Here is a 21,828-nt window from a genome sequence, read left to right as displayed (position 1 = left end):
TTGCAGGTTACTTTCGCGTGAAAACTCCTTTTGCCTCGATAGCAGGCTCCGTGCTGGCCCAATCGGCCTGGAAGCGGGTCCTGTTTTCTCTTGCGGTGCTGATATTGCTCTGGCTGGCCATCGGCTGGTCGGTGGCCATTCCATGAGTGCAGCCATTGCTCTGGAAAACCTTACTGTGGCCTATGAGCGCCGCCCGGCGGTGCACCACATCAGCGGGCGGTTCGAGGCGGGCAGCCTGACGGCCATCGTCGGGCCGAACGGGGCGGGTAAATCGACCTTGATCAAGGCCATCGCCGGCACCATGAAGCCTGCGCAGGGGCGCGTCGACCGTGGCCGCCTGGCGACCCGCACGATCGGCTACCTGCCCCAGGCCGCAGAAATCGATCGCAGTTTTCCGCTAAGCGTCGCCGATACCGTTTCGATGGGGGCCTGGCACAGCATCGGGCCGTTTCGCAGCCTGACACGCAATCATGCGCGACTGACCGGAGAAGCGCTGAGCACGGTCGGCCTGGAGGGTTTTGAAGGGCGCAGCGTCGGTTCGTTGTCGTCCGGCCAGTTCCAGCGGGTGCTGTTTGCCCGATTGCTGCTGCAGGATGCTTCTGTGATTCTGCTCGACGAGCCATTTACCGCCATCGACGCACGCACCACCCGTGATCTGCTGGAGCTGGTGCGCGCCTGGCATGGGCAGGGGCGCACAGTGATCGCGGTCCTGCACGATATCGAACAGGTTCGTCAGCACTTTCCGCAAACCCTGCTGATGGCCCGTGAAGCCATTGCCTGGGGCGAAACCTCGCAAGTGCTCAGCGCCGCCAACCTGCGCAAGGCGCGCAACATGGCCGAGTACTGGAGCCCGGACGCCTTGCTGTGTGATAGCGAGGACGAGCGCTCATGATGCTCTATAGCCTGGTCGTCGAGCCTTTTATCGAATTCGGTTTTATGCGCCGCGCGCTGGTGGCTTGTCTGGCACTGGGGATTGGTTCCGGGCCGGTGGGCGTGCTGTTGATGCTGCGCCGTATGAGTCTGGTGGGCGATGCCATGAGCCATGCGGTGCTTCCCGGCGCGGCGGTGGGCTTCATGGTCGCCGGTCTGTCGTTGCCCGCGATGGGCTTCGGCGGGCTGATCGCCGGGCTGGCAGTGGCTTTGCTGTCAGGGCTGGTGAGCCGGCTGACTTCGCTGCGTGAAGACGCCAGTTTTGCCAGCTTTTACCTGACCTCTCTGGCGGCCGGGGTGCTGATCGTTTCGCTGCATGGCTCCAGTGTCGACCTGCTGCATGTGCTGTTCGGAACCATTCTGGCCATCGATGACACGGCTATCTATATGGTCGGCAGCATTGCTTCCTTCACGCTGATTCTGTTGGCAGTGATCTATCGCCCATTGGTGCTGGAATGCTTTGATCCGGGCTTCCTGCGTGCGGTCGGCGGGCGCGGCTCGCTGTACCACGTGTTGTTCCTGCTGCTGGTGGTGCTGAACCTGGTCGCAGGTTTTCAGGCGCTGGGCACCTTGATGGCCGTGGGCATGATGATGCTGCCGGCAACCGCGGCACGTTTCTGGACCAACTCGCTGAGCGGCCTGATGGTGATTTCGACACTGCTGGCGACCTTGTCAGGCCTGATCGGCCTGATCGTTTCCTACCACCTTGGCGTCGCCTCGGGCCCGGCCATCGTGCTTACCGCCAGTGCGTTCTACGGCCTTTCCCTGTTGTTCGGGCGCACGGGAATCGTGCGCCGACTGTTTCCCAAACCTCACCTGGCTAACTGAAAAGGTACGTCATGAAACGATTGATGGTGTTGAGTTCCATAGCTGCACTGGCGCTGTCTGCGTTCGCCAGCCTGGCCCAGGCCAAACCGCTGGAAGCCGTCGCGTCGTTCACGGTCATCGCGGACATGGTCAGTACGGTCGGCGGCGACCGTGTTCACGTAAAGTCCCTGATCGGCCCGAACGGCGACCCGCATGTCTACGAGCCAACGCCAAGTGATGCTCAGGCATTGAAAAATGCCGACCTGGCGTTTGTCAGTGGCCTGCATCTGGAAGGCTGGATGGATCGTCTCATCAAAGCGTCGGGCTACAAGGGCAAGCCGGTAGTGCTCTCTGAAGGGATCAAGACCCGCAGCATGGACGAAGATGGCAAGCGTATTGTCGACCCGCACGCCTGGAACAGCGCCGCCAACGGGGTGATTTATGTGCGTAACATTATCGCCGCGCTGAAGAAAGCCGACCCGGAAGGAGCAAGCGAGTATCAAGCCAATGGCGATCGCTACATCGTCGAGCTGCAACAACTGGACATTTACGCCCGCGATCAGATTCATTCGATTCCGGCCGCCAAGCGCAAGATCCTCACTTCTCATGATGCGTTCGGCTACTTTGGCGATGCCTATGGCGTGACTTTCCTGTCACCGTTGGGCTTGTCTACCGAATCGGAAGCGTCGGCAGCTGATGTCTCGAAACTGATTCGCCAGATCAAGGCCGAGCATGTCAGTGCCTACTTCTTCGAAAACTCCAGCGACCCGCGTCTGGTCAAGCAGATTGCCGAAGCCAGTGGTGCCCAGCCAGGCGGTGAGCTGTACGTCGAAGCCTTGTCGCCAGCCGACGGCCCTGCGTCAACCTACGCGAAGATGTTCCGTTACAACGTCGATACCCTGACTGCGGCAATGAAGCGCAATCAGTAACCTCGAGAGTCGCCAGCCCCTGGGTTTCAGGGGCTGGGCGACTTCAACGTCCCTAGTTATTGAGAAACTTGAACACGGTGGTCTGGGTGTAGGCTTTGCCTGGGTCCAGTCGTGTGCTGGGGAATTTCGGCTGATTGGGCGCATCAGGATAGTGCTGGGTCTCCAGGGTAAAGGCACCCCAGTGCGGGTAGACCTTGCCCGCCTTGCCATGAATGCTGCCATCCAGGAAGTTGCCGGTATACAGTTGTATGCCTGGCTCTGTGGTGAACAGCTGCAGCCTGCGGCCTGATTGCGGGTCGCTGACCTCGGCGGCCAGTTTCTTCACATCACCCTTAGTGTCGAGCACCCAGTTGAAATCAAAACCGCCTTGTTTGGGTTCGGCATATTTCAACTGCTGGTGATCATCCTTTATGTGCTTGCCGAACGCGGTGGGCTTGAGGAAGTCCATCGGCGTGCCCGCGACGGCAGGCAGTTCGCCGGTCGGGATCAGCTTGTCGTTGACCGGTGTGTAGTGCGAAGCGTGCAGGGTGGCGACCTGTTTGAGTACATCACCACTGCCTGCACCCGCTAGGTTGAAATAGCTATGGTTGGTCAGGTTCAGCACTGTCGGCTTGTCAGTGGTGGCGCGGTAGTCAATCTTCAGCTCGTTTTTCTCATTCAGGCTGTAAGTGACTTCAGTTTTCAATGTGCCCGGAAAGCCCATCTCGCCATCCGGCGACACGTAGGTCAGCTTCACGCCGACCGAATCACCGGTCTTGGTTTCTTCTGCCTTCCAGAGTCGTTTGTCAAAACCCTGAGTGCCGCCGTGCAGGGCATTGGTCTTGTCGTTGAGCGGGACCTGGTAGGTCTTGCCATCCAGGCTGAACTTGCCGCCTGCCAGGCGGTTGCCGAATCGGCCGATGGTCGCGCCGAAATAAACCGTGCCGTTGTTCTGGTAGCCCTGAACATCGTCGAAGCCCAGGACGATGTCCTCGACCTTTCCGGCCTTGTCAGGCACCAGCAGCGATTGCAGCGTCGCGCCGTAGGTGATGATGCTGGCCTGCACGCCACGACTGTTGCGCAGGGTGAATTTCTCGACGGCAGTGCCGTCGGGCAGTTGGCCGAAAGTGCTGTGCTCGCTGGAGAGTGCTGCGGCCTGTGCAGTCAAGGTGCTGATCATCAAGGACAGTCCAAGGGTGCTGAGGAGAGCATGTTTTTTCATCTGATCTGCCTGCTTTTATTTTTATTGGTAAGACTATTTGATCGGATTAAAGCCGATGCATGGATTTATAGCCTATAAAATGCCACTTGAAAAATAAATTGTAATACTATTTAGTAGTGCCAGCTTCACTGAAGCCGGTCGATCCGCTGGATGCCTGCGAAACCGGTCGACTGGGCACGCAGGTTGGACAAGACTGCGACGCAAACATCCAAAAAGTGCCTTTACAACAATAACAAAGGACATTTTTCATGAACTGGCTGCCCGTTTCCGAGCACCGTTTCAAGCTGGCCGAGGGCTCCTTCTGGGATGCCGCAGAGCAGGCCTTGTACTGGGTCGACATTGCCGGTTTTCTGGCTTGTCGGCTGGTTGCCGGGGAGTATCGCCAATGGCGCATGCCCGAGCCGGTGTCTGCGTTTATACCGACCGGGCAGGGCGACGCACTGGTGACTCTGGCCAGCGGCGTGTATCGCCTGGACCTCACATCCGAAAAAACTTCACTGGCGTTGTTTTGCGTCGCAGACCCCACCCCTGGCAATCGCGCCAATGAGGCCCGTTGTGACGCGCGTGGCCGCCTGTGGCTGGGCAGCATGCAAAACAATATCGATGCCGAAGGCGAAGACGTACCTTTGGTCCGTCGTTCGGGCGGGCTGTTCCGGGTTGAACCCGACGCCCGCGTGACGCGTTTGCTGGACGGGCAGGGGATCGTCAATACCCTGCTGTGGAATACCGACGGCAGCGTGCTGTACAGCGCCGATACCCTGGACGAAGTGATCTACCAATACCCTGTGCAGGAAGATGGCTCGCTGGGACCACGTCAGGTATGGGCGGCCGAGCAGGGCCAGGGTTCGCCCGACGGCTCGGCAATGGATGCCGAAGGTTATGTATGGAACGCGCGCTGGGGAGGCAGCTGCCTGATCCGCTTTGCCCCCGACGGCAGTGTCGACCGGGTCATCGAGCTGCCCGTCAGCCATCCCACCAGTTGTGTGTTCGGTGGTCCTGACCTGGAGACACTGTATGTCACCAGTGCAGCGCCTGCCGATGCTCATGGACGGTTCGATGGCGCGGTGCTGATGGCGCATGTTGGCGTCAAAGGAACGCTGTGTCAGCGCTTCAGCGGTTGAAAAAAATGCCGCGCCGTCGCCTTTTCTGCGGCGGCGTCGCGGTGGAAAATGCAGGAGTGACATTCGGTTACATAGCGGTCATTCATTATATGGTATGACTATTTAATCGGTTCTCGGACGCCTCCGCGTTTGCAACCGCCACCTCGCTGAACGCTGTAGCTATTCAATAAAAATAAGGAGTTAGCTATGTTGAGTCGTCACGGGATTCGTTCCCTGTGCTGTGCCGCCGTCACCACCGCCATTCTGGGCATGAGTGGCATCACCTCCGCTGCTGATGAAGTCAAAATCGGCTTTCTGGTCAAACAGGCTGAAGAGCCATGGTTCCAGACCGAATGGGCGTTTGCTGAAAAGGCAGGCAAGGAGCATGGTTTTACCGTGCTCAAGATTGCCGTGCCAGATGGTGAAAAGACCCTTTCCGCTATCGACAGCCTGGCCGCCAACGGTGCCAAGGGCTTTGTGATCTGCCCGCCTGATGTCTCTCTGGGCCCTGCAATCGTGGCCAAGGCCAAGGCGCTCGGTTTGAAAGTCATGGCCGTGGACGATCGTTTTGTCGACGCCAACGGCAAATTCATGGAGGACGTGCCATATCTGGGCATGGCAGCCTTTGAAGTGGGCCAGAAGCAAGGTGCCGCGATGGCCACCGAAGCGAAGAACCGCAAGTGGGATGAGGGCGGGTGGAAAGGCACCTACGCGATCATCAACACTTACAACGAGCTCGACACCGGTAAGAAACGCACTGATGGTTCGGTGAAGGCGCTAGAAGAGGCCGGTTTGCCGAAAGATCACATCCTGTTCACCGCGCAGAAAACTCTTGATGTACCAGGCAGCATGGACGCCACCAACTCGGCGCTGCCAAAACTGCCTGGCGATGCGAAAAACCTGATCATCGGCGGCATGAACGACAACACTGTTCTGGGGGGCGTACGCGCGACGGCGAGCAATGGTTTCAGCGCGAAAAACGTTATCGGGATCGGCATCAACGGCACCGATGCCATTGATGAGCTGAAGAAAAAAGAGAGTGGCTTCTTTGGCTCCATGCTGCCAAGCCCTGACAAGGAAGGCTACAACACCGCGCTGTATATGTATAAGTGGGTCACCGAGGGTGTTGAACCGCCTAAATATACTGCTATGGACGATGTGACACTGATTACCCGCGCCAACTTCCAGGAAGTATTGACCAAGATTGGTCTGTGGAAGTGAGTTGACTGAGGGGCCTGATTTTCAGGCCCCTCACACGTGCGAGGAGGTTGGTTTCATGCAACAGGCTATCGAGCAAACATCCATAAACGGTGCCTTGCGCTTCAATGGCATCGGCAAGGTCTTCCCCGGCGTAAAGGCGCTTTCGGACATCAGCTTCGAAGCGCGCCCCGGCAGTGTTCACGCCTTGATGGGCGAGAACGGTGCCGGTAAATCCACGCTGCTGAAAATCCTCGGCGGCTCTTATCAGCCCAATAGCGGCACCTTGCAGATCGGTGAGCAGAGCTACCAGTTCAAATCCACCGCCGAGAGTATTGCGGCGGGTGTGGCGGTGATTCACCAGGAATTGCATCTGGTGCCGGAAATGACCGTCGCCGAGAACCTGCTGCTTGGGCACATGCCCAATCGTTTCGGTTTGATCAATCGTGGTGCGATGTACCGTCGGGCAGGTGAGCTGCTCAAAGGCCTGGCTGACGAAATCGACCCGCGCACTCGCCTGGGTGATCTTTCACTGGGCCAGCGGCAATTGGTGGAGATCGCCAAGGCCATGTCACGCAATGCGCACGTCATCGCCTTTGACGAACCCACCAGCAGCCTGTCGGCACGTGAAATTGACCGGTTGATGGCGATTATCGTGCGGCTGCGCGACGAGGGGCGGGTGATTCTCTACGTGTCTCATCGCATGGAAGAAATCTTCCGTGTCTGTGATGCCGTAACAGTGTTCAAGGACGGTCGTTTTGTAAAAACCTTCGAGCAGATGGCTGATCTGGATCATGACCGGCTGGTGACCTGCATGGTCGGCCGGGATATTCAGAACATCTACAATTATCGTCCGCGCCAGCATCAAGGGCCTAGCCTGCGAGTGACCGGGTTACTGGGGCCGGGGCTGCACGAACCCGTGAGTTTTGCCGTAGAGAAAGGTGAAGTGCTGGGTTTCTTCGGGCTGGTGGGCGCCGGGCGTACCGAGCTGTTCCGTCTGCTGTCGGGGTTGACGCGCAGCACGGCAGGCACGTTGCAGCTGGACGGCAAGCCATTGACGCTCAAGTCCCCACGCGATTCGATCGAAGCAGGCATTCTGCTCTGCCCGGAGGACCGCAAGAAGGAAGGTATCGTGCCGCTGTCCAGCGTCGCGGAGAACATCAACATCGGTGCACGGCCCCGGCATGTGAATCTCGGCTGCCTGATTCAGGGCCGCTGGGAGCGCGACAACGCACGCAGCCAGATCAAGTCGATGAACGTCAAGACACCATCGCCTGAGCAACAGATCATGTTCCTCTCCGGCGGCAATCAGCAGAAGGCGATTCTCGGTCGCTGGCTGTCGATGCCGATGAAGGTCCTGTTGCTGGACGAGCCCACCCGCGGGATTGACGTCGGTGCCAAGTCCGAGATCTACGAGATCATTCACAACCTGGCCGCCGACGGGATTGCGGTCATTGTGGTGTCCAGTGACCTGATGGAAGTCATGGGTATTTCCGACCGCATTCTGGTGATGAGCGAAGGCGCGATCACTGGTGAACTCAACCGCGATGAGGCTGATGAATCGCGACTCCTGCAATTGGCTCTGCCTCGCACGCGCAGCTGATAACCGGTCCCCTGACCATGAACAATAATAAAGAGGTGCATATGTCTACCGAATCCAGCCTGCAGGCTCCCCGTCAGGGCATGAACCTGCGTCGTTTTGCCGATGACTGGGTGATGCTCCTGGCTGCCGTGGGAATCTTCCTGCTGTGCGCCGTGTTCATCGACAACTTCATGTCACCGCTGAACATGCGGGGGCTAGGCCTTGCGATTTCCACCGTGGGCATTGCTGCCTGCACCATGCTCTTTTGTCTGGCGTCCGGGCACTTCGACCTGTCGGTCGGTTCGGTGCTGGCCTGTTCCGGGGTCATCGCCGGTATTGTTATCCGCGACACCGACAGCGTGTTTCTCGGTGTTTCTGCCGCGCTGGCGCTGGGGCTGGTGGTTGGTCTGATCAATGGCATCGTGATTGCCAAGCTGCGCATCAATGCCCTGATCACGACCCTGGCGACCATGCAGATTGTGCGCGGCCTTGCGTATATCTTCTCCAACGGCAAGGCCGTCGGCGTCTCCAACGAGGATTTCTTCATCTTCGGCAATGGCCAGATATATGGCGTGCCGGTGCCGATCCTGATCACCATCGCCTGTTTCATATTCTTCGGCTGGTTGCTCAACTACACCACCTACGGGCGCAACACCATGGCCATCGGTGGCAACCAGGAAGCTGCATTGCTGGCGGGTGTGCATGTCGATCGCACCAAGATCATCATCTTCGCGGTTCACGGGCTTGTCGGGGCACTGGCTGGCGTGGTGCTGGCTTCGCGTATGACCTCGGGGCAGCCAATGATCGGTCAGGGCTTCGAGCTGACCATCATCTCGGCGTGCGTACTGGGCGGTGTTTCGCTGAGCGGCGGCATCGGCATGATCCGCCATGTAATCGCTGGTGTGCTGATTCTGGCGATCATCGAGAATGCGATGAACCTGAAGAATATCGATACGTTCTACCAGTACGTGATTCGCGGCACGATTCTGTTGCTGGCGGTGATCATCGACCGACTGAAACGTCGCTGAACCTGTTGGCCGCTGTTATGGCATTGCTGTTTAGTCGCGAGGGCATGAGCGACATGGATGGAGATGCGAGTAGCGGCTGAGTTCAGGGGACTGATCACTTGCAGAGTGGACAGGTAACAACGGTATTGTTCTATAACGGTGCAGCCGCAAAGTGACTACTTTGCGGCTGTTTTTTAACCGGTGCTTTTAGCCGCGAGGCGGGCAAGGGAGGCCGGTATCGTCACAGGCGGTGTTGATACGGAAGCCGTTTTTCAGCCTCGTCGCTACTTGCAGTGGTGCAGAGGTGGTGCGGGTGGCTTCAGTCTTGCCGGCCTCTTGCACGAGCGCGTGTTTGCCATCGACAGCTGGTGCGGTTTGTATACCGGTGGCGGCAAATGCCGTGCCCTGCAGGCCGATGATTGCAATGGTTGTCACAACGAGAGCTTTCAATGCGGACTTTGCTGTTACTCGGTTCATGATGTTTTCTCTGCGTGGCTTAATGATGGGGTGGCTACAAATAACTGCATTAAAGTTGCTGAATGGCAGGTTATCGGCCACGTGAATAATGTATATTTTTTTTTATGACGGTAAGGGTGTTTTTTGGCCTGTGAAAAAAATTTAACTTAGCGTGCTTATTAATAGTGTCGCACCGTTAATCTCATGATGTTTCTCATGCCATTCATGACGACGCTGAAGTTATAGAGGCTTGCTGTCGAATTTACCGGTACTGCACTAGCCGAGTCCGGAAATCCAGCTCCGCTCTGGTGCCTAGCGTCGGCATCGACTCCAGGGTCAGCGTCCACCGAAATCGTTCGCAGATGCGCCGCACCAGAAAAAGCCCCAGGCCTTTCCCGGTGCCCGCTCTGGTCGAGTTTCTCAGCAGAGACAGGTAATGGAGGGACGCCTGCGCAGTGTCGAAGCCTTCGCCCGAGTCGGTCACGCTCAATACACCGTCCTTGAGGCGCACGGTGATTGTTCCGTCATAGGTGTTTTCGGCAGCGTTACGCAACAGGTTGCCGATGGCAATGCGTAACATCGCCTCGGGCACTTGCAGGCAAAGCGTCTGGTGGATGTGCACCGAAAACTGCACGGGTTTGCCGTCCAGAAGGTGTTGGTGGTCCTTGACCAGGCCTGGCAACAGGCGGTCCAGCTCGACGGGGTCGTCCGGCGCCGAGGACATGGGCTCGCGCGACAAATACAGCAGCGCGACCATGATCTCGGTCAGGTTATCCACGGTTGCCCGCATGCGTTGAATCGGTGGCGCTGCACACGCGGGTAGCGCTTGCCTGGCCAGCACATCCAGCGCGCCGCTGATCACCGCGATCGGCGTACGAAACTCATGACTGGCCTGATCGAGAAGGGCGCGTTCCCGGGCCATGAATTGCTCGACCCGTTCCAGATGTGCGTTTATACCGCAGGCAATGTCTTTGAGTTCTTCCTGGTCGTATTGCACTGGCAGGCGTTGCGAAAGGCTTTCCGGATCGAGTTGCTTCATGCCTAGCGCAAGCGCCTGAACCGGGCGGTGCAGGCGCACAGCCTATGCCCCCTCCAGCGGGAACATGCAGCCTTATCAACTGCACTGGGTTCGCGATCCTGGGCTCAAAGCGAATTTGGCGGTCGCTTGCAACGGCCAGAAAGCTGCAGCATCAGCGGCCGAGCTCATCGTGATCGTGGCGAGTCCTGCGCTGGGGTTGCGTACAGCCAACGCACAACTTGCCCACGTTGAAGGTTCGTCTGTGTTGGGAACAGATTCGAAGGTCTGCTACCGCAAACAGATAGGTATGTTTCAGAAGGTTCTCGGAGTGGGATCTTCTGTCTTGTGGTCGCCCATTGTTGCGGTTGCAGCGCTGATCCGACCGACCCTCTCGCTACTCCCCATCGGCCATATCGGCGGTCGGCAATGGGCGGCACGCAATGCCATCTTCGCAGCTCAAACCATCATGCTTGGTGCAGCCGCGAAGGGCATCGATACGTGCCCGATGGAAGGATTTTCAGGCGCGAAAGTTGCCAAACTTCTCCAGCTGCCACGTGGTGCCGTCATACCGCTGGTTATCGCTCTTGGCTATCGAGCAGACGATGCGAGAATCGAAGAGCGGTGGCGCAATCCGATTTCAGACATCGTCGCTACACACTGAAGTAAAGCCTGAATCACGCGCGTGGCATGCATCACAAATGCCGTTCAGCGCGGGTGTGAAACCAGCACTGAACTGCCTAATCGGGTCAGTCCATAAAGCGCGGCTCCGACAGCGAGCATCATGCTGGCACGCAACTAGGTTTCAGGGCCTTGCTGGGTCAGCAAAAGCAGGCAGGAAAGAATCGCCAATACCGGAATGACCCAGTGAACCTGAAAATGGCCGGCTTCGACCTTGTCGCGCTTGAGCACCAGAACCGCGATATTGACGCTGAGAAACACGAACAGCAGCAATAACACCACGGTTTCAGCGAGCGTGGTGAGGGTGCTGGTAAAGGACAGCGCGATGGCAACCACTGTGGTTGCGAAAATGGCCACGCCGGGTGTGCGCCGTTGAGGCAGAACCGAGCCCATCACCGCGGGCAACAGTCCTTCACGAGCCATCCCGAAGGTCAGTCTGCTGGCCATGATCATGGTCAGCAGTGCGCCATTGGCAACCGCAATCAGCGCGATCACCGCGAACCATGGGGCAGGTATCCCCAACCCTGAAGCACTGACGACATCCATCAGCGGGGCCTGCGAAGCTTTCAACTGTTCGACGGGCAGCACCATGGCCGCGCCCACGCCGACCAGCATGTAAACCACGCCTGCAATGAGCAGTGCACCGAATAGCGCCCGTGGATAAACCCTGCGCACATCCTTGATCTCTTCGGCCAGGTTGGCAGACGTTTCAAAGCCCACAAATGAATAAAATGCCAGTAGCGATGCGGCAAGAATCGCGGTGGCGGGTGAGTTCGTGTCCAGTTCGAATACACGTTGCGGCACACCATTACCCTGACTGACAAACCAGACTGCGGCCGCAATCACCATTGCCAGCCCGCTCAGCTCAATCAGGGTCATTACCAGATTGGCCGACAACGACTCCTTGATGCCACGCGCATTCAACAGCGCAACAATCACCAGAAAGCCCACACATACCCACTGCGCCGGCCAGCTCACCAATGCCTGGAAATAGTCGCCGGCAAACGCGACCGCCAGCCCGGCCGCACTGGTGACACCTGCCGCCACCATGGAAAAGCCGACCAGAAACGACAGCAGCGGCTTGCCGAAGGCTTTTTCGGCATACACCGCTGCACCGCCCGCACGAGGGTATTTGGTCACTAGTTCCGCATAGGACGCAGCGGTCAGCAAGGCGAAGCACAGGGCAATCAGCAGGGGTGCCCAGATGGCTCCGCCGACACGTCCGGCGATGGTGCCTGCCAATGCATAGACGCCAGCACCCAGCACGTCACCGAGGATGAACAGTGTCAGCATCGGTGCCGTGATTGCCCGGCGCAGCGACGGAGTTTCGGGAGGAGTGGCCATGGTGAAAGAATCCTTTCTCGGCAGTTACAGGAGGTCTGTAAGGAAGATCGTGATGGTCCGGGTAAATTCAACGTGATCGCGAGAGGCCCGGATCAGCGGTGCTTTTTGCCGGAACAGGCATTTGAATAACCACTGCACTTGAACATGCAGCATGAACCAAGAGGCTTTTTCAGGGTCCTATTCGGGCCTTGAAATTCATGGCGTGCCTTTTCCTTTTCGAGTCTGTGTTCATGCCTGAATCGCACCGTTATTTCTGGCGCATGTGCGTGTACCTCGTGCCTCTGCTGCCCATGTACGCCAGCCATGCCTGTGCCAGTGACGAGCGACAACTGGTCCAGGTCATCAACGATTTTCGGGGGCAACCTCAGCGCTGCGAAGCACGGATGACAAAAATCTCCAGGGCGCTGACGCTCAACACCAGCGTAGCGTTGCCGATCAATTTCGCTGGCAGTTCACGTGATGCGCTCAAGGCATCCGGTTACCAGGCGGTCACCGTCCGGACCATACGACTTGCGGGTGCGCAGAGCGCTGGTGAGGCGTTCGGCATGCTCGAAAAACGCTATTGCGGCGCTTTGCTTGACCCGCAATACGCCGACATCGGTATCACTCGCGAGCGTGGCGACTGGCGTGTGGTATTGGCGAAACCGTTGATCGACGAAAGCCTGGAGGATGCACGCTCGGCTGGCCGCATACTTCTGGCGCAGGTCAATGCCGCGCGAGCCAAGCCGCGCATGTGTGGCAAGCAGCCGTTTCCTTCGGCCAGACCGCTGAGCTGGAACACGACCTTGGAAATGGCTGCACAGGGGCACAGCCAGTCGATGGCCAGCGAGAATTACTTCACGCATCGCGGCTTTGATAACGACTCACCGGCAGATCGCGCCCGTGCGGCAGGTTACGGCGGACGGCAGATCGGTGAAAACATCGCAGCAGGGCAGAGCACCGTCAGCAAGGCAATGGCCAGCTGGCTGGCCAGCCCGGGACATTGCGCCAACCTCATGAACCCGATGTTTACCGAGGTCGGCGCGGCCTATGCGACGGCTACCAACGCCGATTACGGTGTGTACTGGACCATGCTGTTCGGCGCTCCCTGATCAACCGAAAAGCCGCCTGAACGGCGGCTTGTCGAACATGCATGAATGGCTCAGACCTTCGAGCCGCTCCAGCGCGGTGCTTCTCTCAATTCGTCACGCTTCTGTTGATCCGGCGATTTGTGTGGCTCGCCGTATTCCACGTGTAACGTGTCATCAAGACGGTTGGTGGAAGAGCCGCCTTCCTGCGGCGTTTCGTCGAAATGCTTCCACTCGGCACTCTGGAAGCGGAACAGGTTGTCGTCTTCAGGCGCTTCGCGTTCGCGATAGTGGTGGATCGAGTAGTGTGCATATTCGACCTTGTCGCCCCAGTCGGACTGCAGCAAACCGTCTGCCGCCAGATCGCGATACCAGTCGTTTTCCTTTTCGGATGCTTTCTGCTTTTTGTTATGGTCGACGAAATAGCCAATGATCCCGCCAACGACAGCAATCACAACGCCGACGAGGAAGAATGGCCCGGCCAGCGCGGTGGCCGCCGCGCCGCCTGCACCCACCAGCGCCGCGGTTCCCAGTACGCCGGCTGACGCGCCGAAGGCGCCGCCGGCAATTTGCAGGCCGCCTGCGGCCTGAGCGAGCTTGTCACCTGACTTCACGCCGTCCTTGATGGTGAATGCACCCAGTACGATATCGGCAAAACCACCAGCCAGATCCGTTGCAGGCCCCAGTACTTTGACGACCGAGGCCGCGATTTTATTGGCAGTTCCAGAAGACAGTTTGGCCCCTGAAGCCTGCACGGCGTCATCCAGCCGCTGGGTGATGCCACCCATGGCCTGGCGTTCCGCTTCTGCACCGCCAGCCATGTCGCCCAGCGTCGAATTGAGCCGATATTCATCAGTCGCATCCAGTGCGGTGCGGATCTCGCTCAGGTTGCTTGCGGAAATGCCGCTGACCCTGACTTCCTTGGCCTTGCCAAAGCTTTCCTTGCCCCATATCTCCGGTAACGTCTTGTCCAGCCCCAGCATGTCCACCAGGCCGCCTTTACCCATCAGGTCGCCAACCTGATCAGCCAGACTTACAAAATGGCTGGCACCGCCGGCAAAGCTCAGAAAGCCCTTGAGCTCTGCCTTGAGCAGGCCGAACAGGTCCTTGGTGGCGAGGGCGTTATTCTCGTCGCTGATCTTCGACGGGGCGGCGACCAGATCGTTGAGATCGCTGGTCAAACCGTCGGCCTGAATAGACTGTGCCGCCTTGCTGGCGCCTTCTGGTGCTTTACTGGTTGGTCATTCTTTCCACCAGTACTGCAGGCACCACGATGTCGGACTTCATGGACCGAACACTCGGGCTTGGCTACGCAACGGGCTCTGCAATTCTGATTACCCTGCTGATGGTCATTTTTTACGCGTGGTATGTCAGCGAGAAATCGTTGTCGGTAAACAGAGTTTCGACGCTGAAAGGTGAGCTTTTTTACTGGTTCGCGATTCTCATCTCCAACACGCTGGGCACAGCGCTCGGCGATTATCTGGCCGACGACTCGGGGCTCGGTTTTGCCGGGGGGGGGGCAGTGCTGATCGGTTCTGCGATAGCGTTGGTCGTCGTCCTGCATTTCACTACCAGACTGTCCTCGATCATGCTTTTCTGGATAGCCTTTGTGTTGACGAGGCCATTCGGGGCAACGCTGGGTGATGTGCTGACCAAGCCCTACGAGAAGGGCGGGCTGGATTTCGGCACGATAGGGTCGTCCGCAGTGTTGCTCGCGGTGTTGCTGGCGCTGGTGGTGGTGGTGGTGGTGGCGACTTACCGTGAGCGGAAACCTTCGCCAGCCGATAACAGGCTGATTGAGAGCGAACCCGGTCAGGCCTGAAGCAGTTCGCTCAAGGCCTCATTCAACTGCTCTGCACTGAACGGTTTGGCGACGCAGCGCCGGTCAACCCATACCTCGGGAATGCCCAGTCGCCCATACCCGGAGCAAAACATGAAGGGTATGCCGCGATGGGCAATGGCCGCTGCTATCGGGAACGAGTTACCGCCGATGATATTGATATCCAGAATGGCCAAGTCATAGTCGCGCCAATTACAAAAAAGCCCCGCCAGACATTGTCTGACGGGGCTTTGCTTCAAACTGTGAAAGCCTTAAAGCGCCATGTCACTGGCTGGATTGCTTTCCGCTGGCTGTGCAGCAGGTGCAGGTGTTGGAGCATTACCTGTCTTGTTCACCGGCGGCGGTGGAGTCAGTTGCAGGACTTCTGCTGTGTAAGCCCATTCCTCGGCAACGCGATCCGGGTTGTTGTTCAGCTTGGTGCCGTAGCTAGGCACGATCTGGCGCAGTTTTGCCTGCCATTCCGGAGTCGCTACCTTGTCCTTGAAGACTTTCTCAAGCACGCCCAGCATGATCGGCGCTGCAGTCGAAGCACCTGGCGATGCGCCCAGCAGACCGGCGATGGAGCCGTCCTTGGAAGCAACGATTTCGGTACCCAGCTTCAGAACGCCGCCTTTTTCTTCGTCACGCTTGATGATCTGTACGCGCTGACCGGCTTGCATCAGGCGCCAGTCTTCTTTCTTAGCGTTCGGGAAGTACTGCTGCAGAGCAGCGAAGCGATCGTCGTCAGACATCATTACCTGACCTGCCAGGTATTCGATCAGCGGGTACTGTTCGATACCAACGCGAGTCATCGGCCACACGTTATGCGTGGTGGTGCTGGTCAGCAGATCGAAGTAGGAACCGTTTTTCAGGAACTTGGTCGAGAAGGTCGCGAACGGGCCAAACAGGATCACGCGCTTGCCATCCAGAACACGGGTGTCAAGGTGCGGAACCGACATGGGTGGCGCGCCAGTCGACGCGATACCGTAGGCTTTGCCCATATGCTGCATGGCCAGAGTCTGGTTGTCGGTGACAAGCCACGAACCGCCGACCGGGAAGCCGCCGTATTCCTTGGCTTCAGGAATACCGGATTCCTGCAGAAGGTGCAGGGCAGCACCGCCAGCGCCGATGAACAGGAACTTGGTGTCGGTCTCGGTGACAGTACCGTCTTTCAGGTTCTTGTACTTGACGCGCCAGGTGCCGTCGTCGTTGTGATTGATGTCTTCGACTTCGCTCGACAACTGCAGATTGAAATTCTGCTTGGCTTTCAGGTTGGCGACGAACTGGCGGGTGATCTCGCCGAAGTTGACGTCGGTGCCAATCGGGCTCCAGGTCACGGCCAGCTTCTGCGCCGGGTCACGACCTTCCATCATCAATGGAACCCACTTCTTGATCTGCTCGTGGTCTTCGGAGTACTGCATGCCGCTGAACAGCGGGCTGGCCTGCAATGCTGCGTAACGCTTGCGCAGGAACTGGATGTTGTTGTCGCCCCACACGAAGCTCATGTGCGGCGTGGAGTTGATGAACGAACGCGGGCTCTTCAGAACGCCGGTCTTGACCTGCCACGACCAGAACTGACGGGAAATCTGGAACGCTTCGTTGATCTCGATGGCCTTGGAGATATCAACGTTGCCGTTCTTGTCTTCCGGGGTGTAGTTCAGCTCGGCCAGGGCCGAGTGGCCGGTACCGGCGTTGTTCCAGCCGTTGGAGCTTTCTTCGGCCACGCCATCGAGACGCTCGACCATTTCCATCGACCAGCTCGGCTCCAGCTCGTTGAGCCAGACCGCAAGTGTTGCACTCATGATTCCGCCGCCGACGAGCAATACGTCGACTTTCTTGGTTTCAGCCGCCTGCACGGGCATCAGGCCCATGGAAATGGCCAGACCCAGCAGGGCCGTGTTCACTTTTTTAAACATTCTGTCATCCATCTGATAAACGCCATCCGCCGACTAATCCTGAAGAAACGGCCTGTCACATGCATCGAAGCCTGCGACAAACGCTCGCACCCACAGGGACTAGAGGTGGACATACAAGGCCAATATAATACCGCTCGAGACCTCAATTTATGTCCTGCTGCGCTGACTTCTTATCATCATTGGATTCAGCGTCATGAGTGACATTTGCTCTGTTGGTGTGCGGCGACGCCCGGGAATATCACCCCTCGGCATCCTCCAGAAAACACACCTGGTCAGCCTGTTCACGGAGTCTGAGACGCCGCATCGGGGCATGGAGGCACGCCTGATGTGCAATTTAATGCACGCGTGCTGCGACATTCCCACGGTGGCATACCGGCAAAGACGCGGCATTTTCGCATAATGTGCACCTCGGTTGCGAGATGCCATCATCAAATCGGGCGCGAATGCCTTGATTTAGACGCTTCACAGCCTGCCCCCCATCTATATCGTCGTTTATGCGCGGGTCTTTAGCCGCTTGCCAGAATGTGGCAATCCGCCGGACCCCGTCGCCCGCGCACATTTTTAACTGCCGCACGGCATTCATGAGCCAGTTTCACAAGGGTGTGTGGATTTGCCTGGCTAATCAGCATCCCGACCACCTGCTAGTGTCAATACACGACTGTGGTGTGTGGTGGCTGCAATCTCCGGATACAGACGCCCGTCAAACAGTTGGAACTTTACCAGCGCTGGCCAGTTAAACACTTAACCGGTGATAGCGTTTTGGCTCTGATCACCCATGAAAACCCGATGAAAGATCAAGGCAGCGCGCCGTGGAGCAGGAGTACGCCCAGGCCGCTGACCAGACAATAACGCCCGTCGCTTTACAGCAGCGTCGGCTATTACCGAGTGACCCTGATGAGTGAACCCAAAAAGCACAAGGATTCTGCTGTGGACAGCAGTGCCGTGCAGCCTTCGCGCCGAAACTTCTTGAAGTTCGGGGCTTCCGGCATTGCTGCGGCCACGCTGTCTGCCTGGATACCCTCCGACGGCATGCTGCAGGCAGCCCCGGCGGCTCCTGTAATCGAAGACAGTGACGCGCCTGCAGCGGGCGAGCAGCGCATCCAGTTGAAGGTCAATGGCCAGGTTCATACCCTGAACGTGCCGGCCAACGCCGTTCTGCTCGACGTGCTGCGTGACCGCCTGCAACTGACGGGCACCAAAAAAGGCTGCGACCATGGCCAGTGCGGTGCTTGCACGCTGTTGGTCAATGGCGTGGCGATCAATTCCTGCTTGTCCATTGCCGTCCAGCATCAGGGCGACAGCATCACAACCATCGAAGGCCTGGCCGAGAACGGCAAGCTGCACCCGGTACAGGAAGCCTTCTGGGAACACGATGCCTATCAATGCGGTTATTGCAGGTCTGGACAGATAATGAGCGCCGTCGCGATTCTCCAGGACCCGAACATCCCTTCCGATGACGCCAGCGTCAGAGAAGCCATGAGCGGCAATATCTGCCGCTGCGGTGCCTACAAGAACATTCTCTCGGCCGTGCAGTCTGCGCGTTCGAAGATGGGAGGAGCTGCCTGATGCGAACGTTCGATTACGCTCGGGCTGCATCGCCCGCGCAGGCATTCAGCACTGCGTCGGGTGAGGGGCAGCGCTTCTATCTGGCAGGCGGCACCACGTTGCTTGATCTGGTCAAGCTGGATGTGATGCAACCGCAGCAACTGGTGGACATCAATCATCTGGCGTTGAAACAGGTCGAGTCGCTGCCCGATGGGCGTCTGCGCATCGGCGCGCTGGTGAGCAACACTGATCTGGCCAGGCATCCACTGGTGCAGCAGCGCTATCCGGTGTTGTCCGAAGCGATTCTGGCGGGTGCTTCGACCCAGTTGCGCAACAAGGCCACCACCGCTGGCAATGTCATGCAGCGGGTGCGCTGCCCGTATTTCCGCGATGGTATTTCAGCCTGCAACAAGCGCCAGCCGGGCTCCGGTTGCGCAGCTATCGGCGGCATGAACCGCAGCGTGCATGCGGTGCTGGGCACCAGCGATCACTGCATTGCAACGCATCCTTCGGACATGTGCGTCGGCATGGCGGCCATCGGCGGGCAGGTAACCGTTCAGGGGGCCAATGGTTCGCGAGATATTCCTTTTGCCGACTTTCATCTGCTGCCCGGTGATACGCCGCAACGTGAAACTGCGCTGGCGGCCCACGAACTGATCACCCACGTGACGCTGGATGCACCGCTGGCAGGCGGTCGTTCTTCTTATCTCAAGCTGCGCGACCGTACCTCTTACCAGTTTGCCCTGGCGTCCAGTGCAGTGATTCTGGTGATGGACGGCAAGCGAATCACCGATGCGCGTATCGCGCTGGGTGGCGTGGGTACCAAGCCGTGGCGGGCCGTGGAGGCTGAACGTGCACTGATCGGTCAGCGTGCTGACATGGACACCTTTGCGCGGGTCGCAGCGCTGGCGATGAAGGGCTCCCGGGCCTATGAACATAACGCCTTCAAGATCCCGCTGGGTCAGCAGGTCATCGTTCGCAATCTTCGTGACCTCACGGCGTAGGAATCTCTCATGAGCGAAAACATTATTGGTGTGCCGCAGCGTCGTATCGACGGCGGCAAGAAAGTCAGTGGTCAGGCGCGCTATGCGGCAGACCACCCGATGGGCAAGATGCTGTATGCCTATGGCGTCTACAGCACCATAGCCAACGGGCGCGTGGTTGCCGTAAAGGATCAGCAGGCCAAGGCGATGCCTGGCGTTGTCGATATCTTCCATCATGGCAATTTTCCTGCTTTGCACCGTACTCCGAACACCAAGCTGAGCTTCGCCAAGATGCTTTCGGCGAGCAAGGCGGACGAGCATCGCCTGCCGTTCGAGGATGACCGGGTCTATTACCCTGGCCAGTTTGTCGCTCTGGTGGTGGCCGAAAGCTTCGAGCAGGCGAGGGCGGCTGCCCACCGCGTGACTGTCGAGTATGACGAGCGCCCGGCGGTTAAGGACCTTGACGAAGGCATGCGGGTCAATGGTGCCCGTGATGGCGGTGCCGGGCACAACCGGGGTAAGCCGGACAGCGCGTTTGACAGTGCAAAAGTCAAAGTCGATCAGACTTACACCACGCCGGTTGAAGTGCATAACCCGATGGAGATGCACGCCAGCACGGCGTGGTGGCAGGACGGTAAGCTGTTTGTTTACGAAAGCACTCAGGGCGTGGTCAACCACCGCAACCTGCTGGCCAACGTTTTCGACCTTTCGCCCGACCGCGTTGAAGTGCGCGCACCGTTCATAGGCTCGGGCTTTGGCGGCAAGCTGTGGCCATGGCCGCACTCCGTGGCAGCCTGCGCCGCGGCCAGGGTTACCGGTCGCCCGGTGCAACTGGTGTTGCCACGCGCGCAGATGTTTACCACCGTGGGCCATCGTCCGGAGACCCGCCAGCGCTTGCGTCTGGCCACCGATGCCAGCGGCAAGCTGGTGTCGATCCGTCACGAGTCGTTCAACAACACGTCGATGCTGGATGATTACACCGAAAACTGCGGTGGCGTGACCAAAAGCCTGTATGCCTGCGACAACGTGCTGGTCAGCCACAAGATCAGCTCCATCAACCGGGGTACGCCGACTTCCATGCGCGCGCCGGGTGCGGCACCAGGACTGTTTGCGTTGGAGTCGGCCATTGATGAGATGGCGTTGGCCAGTGGCATGGACCCGCTGGCATTTCGCAAGCTGAACCTAGCCGACAAGGATCAGAGCGTCGGCTTGCCGTGGTCCAGCAATCACCTGCCGGAAGCTATCGACAAAGCCGCCGAGCGATTCGGCTGGCACGCGCGCAAGGCCGATATCGGCTCGATGCGTGAAGGTGATGAAATCATTGGTTACGGCATGGGTGCCTGTAACTGGGAAGCCTATCAGGTGCCCACCGATGCGCGGGTCATCCTGCGTTCCGACGGTACGGCACTGGCCCAATGTGGCTTGCAGGACATTGGCACCGGCACATACACCATCGTGGCGCAGACTGTCAGCCAGTTGACCGGCATTCCCGTTGAGCGTGTTGAAGTAGAGCTGGGCAGTTCGTCCTTCCCGGCCGGCCCCGTTTCCGGTGGTTCATGGGTGACCGCCAGCGTAATGCCGGCGATTGCCGGGGCCACGCGTGAAGCGTTGCAGAAGCTGCGCCAGTACGCTGTCAGCAAGGATGCGGTGTTCGCCGGGCAGGACGCCGAGTCGATCAAGGTCGAAAACGGGCAACTGGTGATCGGCGAACAGCGCGCCAGCTTTGTCGACGTGCTGAAGGGGCAGCGCCTGTCGCGCGCTGAGGGTAATTTTCAAAGTGGTATGCCGGAGGCGGGCAAGTATTCCTTCCGCTCGTTCGGTGTGCATTTCGTCGAAGTGCGCTGGGATCCGGGCATTTCCAGCCTGCGCGTCTCGCGGGTGGTCAGTGCCATTGACGTGGGCAAAGTGGTCAACCCGCTGGCAGCACGCAATCAGGTGGAAGGCGCAATCGTGATGGGCATCGGCATGGCGTTGTTCGAAGCCGGTGAATATGACCCGCGCAGTGGCATGCCGGTCAATAACAACTATGCCGAGTACGTCGTGCCGGTGCATGCGGATCAGCCGGATATCGACGTCTTGCTGCTCGATTATCCGGACTACAACCTGGGTGAGTTCGGTGCGCGGGGTATCGGCGAAATCGGTGTGACCGGGCTTGCAGCTGCCGTGGCCAATGCGGTGTATCACGCGACCGGCAAACGGGTGCGCAGCCTGCCGATCAGCAAGGAAAAACTGATGGCGGGGTTGTAGCA

General features: G+C 58.6%; 16 protein-coding genes and 5 pseudogenes. 14 read left to right on the top strand and 7 right to left on the bottom strand.

The window, feature by feature from the left end; translation table 11 throughout:
- Positions 1–17 precede the first annotated feature (17 nt).
- The 4 genes from LJU29_RS15710 to LJU29_RS15695 are packed head-to-tail and all read left to right on the top strand — an operon-like array spanning position 18 to position 2,666.
- Positions 18–146: a hypothetical protein gene (locus LJU29_RS15710; RefSeq protein ID WP_002553552.1), complete on the top strand. Its 129-nt coding sequence runs from the start codon at positions 18–20 to the stop codon at positions 144–146.
- The gene (gene aztA, locus LJU29_RS15705; protein WP_005733071.1) at positions 143–892 is read left to right on the top strand and encodes a zinc ABC transporter ATP-binding protein AztA; all 750 of its coding nucleotides are present in this window, start codon (positions 143–145) and stop codon (positions 890–892) included. Before LJU29_RS15710 ends, aztA begins: the two co-directional genes overlap by 4 nt.
- Positions 889–1,758, top strand: coding sequence for a metal ABC transporter permease (locus LJU29_RS15700; protein ID WP_002553554.1), 870 nt, complete (start codon positions 889–891; stop codon positions 1,756–1,758). The genes aztA and LJU29_RS15700 overlap by 4 nt, the downstream gene beginning before the upstream one ends.
- 11 nt (positions 1,759–1,769) lie before the next feature.
- Positions 1,770–2,666, top strand: a complete 897-nt coding sequence (locus tag LJU29_RS15695; protein ID WP_011168621.1) for a metal ABC transporter substrate-binding protein — start codon at positions 1,770–1,772, stop codon at positions 2,664–2,666.
- Between the two features lie 52 nt (positions 2,667–2,718).
- On the opposite strand, the gene LJU29_RS15690 is transcribed toward LJU29_RS15695, so the two are convergent.
- Positions 2,719–3,867 carry an aldose epimerase family protein gene (locus tag LJU29_RS15690; protein WP_257110904.1) on the bottom strand — a complete coding sequence of 383 codons (1,149 nt, stop codon included), beginning with the start codon at positions 3,865–3,867 and terminating at the stop codon, positions 2,719–2,721.
- Positions 3,868–4,115: 248 nt separating this feature from the next.
- Between LJU29_RS15690 and LJU29_RS15685 the strand changes: the two genes are divergently transcribed.
- The 4 genes from LJU29_RS15685 to araH all read left to right on the top strand — a co-directional run bounded on the left by LJU29_RS15685 (position 4,116) and on the right by araH (position 8,774).
- The gene (locus tag LJU29_RS15685; protein WP_054995544.1) at positions 4,116–4,988 is read left to right on the top strand and encodes an SMP-30/gluconolactonase/LRE family protein; all 873 of its coding nucleotides are present in this window, start codon (positions 4,116–4,118) and stop codon (positions 4,986–4,988) included.
- 186 nt (positions 4,989–5,174) lie between these two features.
- Positions 5,175–6,188 (top strand): substrate-binding domain-containing protein, encoded by a 1,014-nt coding sequence (locus tag LJU29_RS15680; RefSeq protein ID WP_004664986.1) that lies wholly within the window; start codon positions 5,175–5,177, stop codon positions 6,186–6,188.
- Between the two features lie 55 nt (positions 6,189–6,243).
- On the top strand, positions 6,244–7,767 hold the full coding sequence (gene araG, locus LJU29_RS15675) for an L-arabinose ABC transporter ATP-binding protein AraG (RefSeq protein ID WP_005757844.1): 1,524 nt from the start codon (positions 6,244–6,246) through the stop codon (positions 7,765–7,767).
- Positions 7,768–7,808: 41 nt separating this feature from the next.
- Positions 7,809–8,774, top strand: coding sequence for an L-arabinose ABC transporter permease AraH (gene araH, locus LJU29_RS15670; RefSeq protein ID WP_004664988.1), 966 nt, complete (start codon positions 7,809–7,811; stop codon positions 8,772–8,774).
- Positions 8,775–8,960: 186 nt separating this feature from the next.
- On the opposite strand, the gene LJU29_RS15665 is transcribed toward araH, so the two are convergent.
- Positions 8,961–9,203 carry a hypothetical protein gene (locus tag LJU29_RS15665; RefSeq protein ID WP_054996807.1) on the bottom strand — a complete coding sequence of 81 codons (243 nt, stop codon included), beginning with the start codon at positions 9,201–9,203 and terminating at the stop codon, positions 8,961–8,963.
- Between the two features lie 268 nt (positions 9,204–9,471).
- Positions 9,472–10,287 (bottom strand): annotated as a pseudogene (locus LJU29_RS15660) (sensor histidine kinase); the annotation flags it as partial.
- A gap of 25 nt (positions 10,288–10,312) precedes the next feature.
- Between LJU29_RS15660 and LJU29_RS15655 the strand changes: the two are divergent.
- Positions 10,313–10,888: a nitroreductase family protein gene (locus LJU29_RS15655; protein ID WP_057424255.1), complete on the top strand. Its 576-nt coding sequence runs from the start codon at positions 10,313–10,315 to the stop codon at positions 10,886–10,888.
- Between the two features lie 44 nt (positions 10,889–10,932).
- On the opposite strand, the pseudogene LJU29_RS15650 reads toward LJU29_RS15655, so the two are convergent.
- Positions 10,933–12,249: pseudogene (locus tag LJU29_RS15650) on the bottom strand (APC family permease).
- Positions 12,250–12,479: 230 nt separating this feature from the next.
- On the opposite strand from LJU29_RS15650, the gene LJU29_RS15645 reads away from it, so the two are divergent.
- Positions 12,480–13,340: a CAP domain-containing protein gene (locus tag LJU29_RS15645; RefSeq protein WP_054996809.1), complete on the top strand. Its 861-nt coding sequence runs from the start codon at positions 12,480–12,482 to the stop codon at positions 13,338–13,340.
- 50 nt (positions 13,341–13,390) lie between these two features.
- On the opposite strand, the pseudogene LJU29_RS15640 reads toward LJU29_RS15645, so the two are convergent.
- Positions 13,391–14,542 (bottom strand): annotated as a pseudogene (locus tag LJU29_RS15640) (hypothetical protein); the annotation flags it as partial.
- Between LJU29_RS15640 and LJU29_RS15635 the strand changes: the two are divergent.
- Positions 14,542–15,138 (top strand): annotated as a pseudogene (locus LJU29_RS15635) (COG4705 family protein); the annotation flags it as partial. The pseudogenes LJU29_RS15640 and LJU29_RS15635 overlap by 1 nt on opposite strands.
- Here LJU29_RS15635 and LJU29_RS15630 read toward each other — a convergent pair.
- Positions 15,129–15,341: pseudogene (locus tag LJU29_RS15630) on the bottom strand (response regulator); the annotation flags it as partial. The pseudogenes LJU29_RS15635 and LJU29_RS15630 sit on opposite strands and share 10 nt — an antisense overlap.
- Positions 15,342–15,407: 66 nt before the next feature.
- A complete protein-coding gene (gene mqo / locus LJU29_RS15625) occupies positions 15,408–17,051 on the bottom strand; it encodes a malate dehydrogenase (quinone) (RefSeq protein WP_257110903.1) in 1,644 nt (547 codons plus the stop codon).
- Between the two features lie 894 nt (positions 17,052–17,945).
- Here mqo and LJU29_RS15620 point away from each other — a divergent pair.
- From LJU29_RS15620 to LJU29_RS15610, 3 genes are read left to right on the top strand one after another with little or no spacing between them, the layout of a single operon-like run.
- On the top strand, positions 17,946–18,617 hold the full coding sequence (locus LJU29_RS15620; protein ID WP_054995159.1) for a (2Fe-2S)-binding protein: 672 nt from the start codon (positions 17,946–17,948) through the stop codon (positions 18,615–18,617).
- Complete coding sequence (locus tag LJU29_RS15615; RefSeq protein ID WP_005777643.1) at positions 18,617–19,600, top strand: FAD binding domain-containing protein; 984 nt, start codon at positions 18,617–18,619, stop codon at positions 19,598–19,600. The genes LJU29_RS15620 and LJU29_RS15615 overlap by 1 nt, the downstream gene beginning before the upstream one ends.
- A gap of 9 nt (positions 19,601–19,609) precedes the next feature.
- Positions 19,610–21,826, top strand: a complete 2,217-nt coding sequence (locus tag LJU29_RS15610) for a xanthine dehydrogenase family protein molybdopterin-binding subunit (RefSeq protein WP_057424258.1) — start codon at positions 19,610–19,612, stop codon at positions 21,824–21,826.
- Positions 21,827–21,828: the final 2 nt, after the last annotated feature.

It is taken from the genome of Pseudomonas ficuserectae (assembly GCF_024584585.1).
Lineage (GTDB): Bacteria > Pseudomonadota > Gammaproteobacteria > Pseudomonadales > Pseudomonadaceae > Aquipseudomonas > Aquipseudomonas amygdali.
Note: the sequence above shows the minus strand (reverse complement) of the source record. Positions and strands in the feature narration are given on the sequence as shown.

What these genes read in the sequence shown, in the direction of transcription:
- aztA (WP_005733071.1), top strand. Translation starts at nt 143, where the DNA reads ATGAGTGCAGCCATTGCTCTGGAAAACCTTACTGTGGCCTATGAGCGC.
- LJU29_RS15700 (WP_002553554.1), top strand. Translation starts at nt 889, where the DNA reads ATGATGCTCTATAGCCTGGTCGTCGAGCCTTTTATCGAATTCGGTTTT.
- LJU29_RS15695 (WP_011168621.1), top strand. Translation starts at nt 1,770, where the DNA reads ATGAAACGATTGATGGTGTTGAGTTCCATAGCTGCACTGGCGCTGTCT.
- LJU29_RS15690 (WP_257110904.1), bottom strand. Translation starts at nt 3,867, where the DNA reads ATGAAAAAACATGCTCTCCTCAGCACCCTTGGACTGTCCTTGATGATC.
- LJU29_RS15685 (WP_054995544.1), top strand. Translation starts at nt 4,116, where the DNA reads ATGAACTGGCTGCCCGTTTCCGAGCACCGTTTCAAGCTGGCCGAGGGC.
- LJU29_RS15680 (WP_004664986.1), top strand. Translation starts at nt 5,175, where the DNA reads ATGTTGAGTCGTCACGGGATTCGTTCCCTGTGCTGTGCCGCCGTCACC.
- araG (WP_005757844.1), top strand. Translation starts at nt 6,244, where the DNA reads ATGCAACAGGCTATCGAGCAAACATCCATAAACGGTGCCTTGCGCTTC.
- araH (WP_004664988.1), top strand. Translation starts at nt 7,809, where the DNA reads ATGTCTACCGAATCCAGCCTGCAGGCTCCCCGTCAGGGCATGAACCTG.
- LJU29_RS15655 (WP_057424255.1), top strand. Translation starts at nt 10,313, where the DNA reads ATGCAGCCTTATCAACTGCACTGGGTTCGCGATCCTGGGCTCAAAGCG.
- LJU29_RS15645 (WP_054996809.1), top strand. Translation starts at nt 12,480, where the DNA reads ATGCCTGAATCGCACCGTTATTTCTGGCGCATGTGCGTGTACCTCGTG.
- mqo (WP_257110903.1), bottom strand. Translation starts at nt 17,051, where the DNA reads ATGTTTAAAAAAGTGAACACGGCCCTGCTGGGTCTGGCCATTTCCATG.
- LJU29_RS15620 (WP_054995159.1), top strand. Translation starts at nt 17,946, where the DNA reads ATGAGTGAACCCAAAAAGCACAAGGATTCTGCTGTGGACAGCAGTGCC.
- LJU29_RS15615 (WP_005777643.1), top strand. Translation starts at nt 18,617, where the DNA reads ATGCGAACGTTCGATTACGCTCGGGCTGCATCGCCCGCGCAGGCATTC.
- LJU29_RS15610 (WP_057424258.1), top strand. Translation starts at nt 19,610, where the DNA reads ATGAGCGAAAACATTATTGGTGTGCCGCAGCGTCGTATCGACGGCGGC.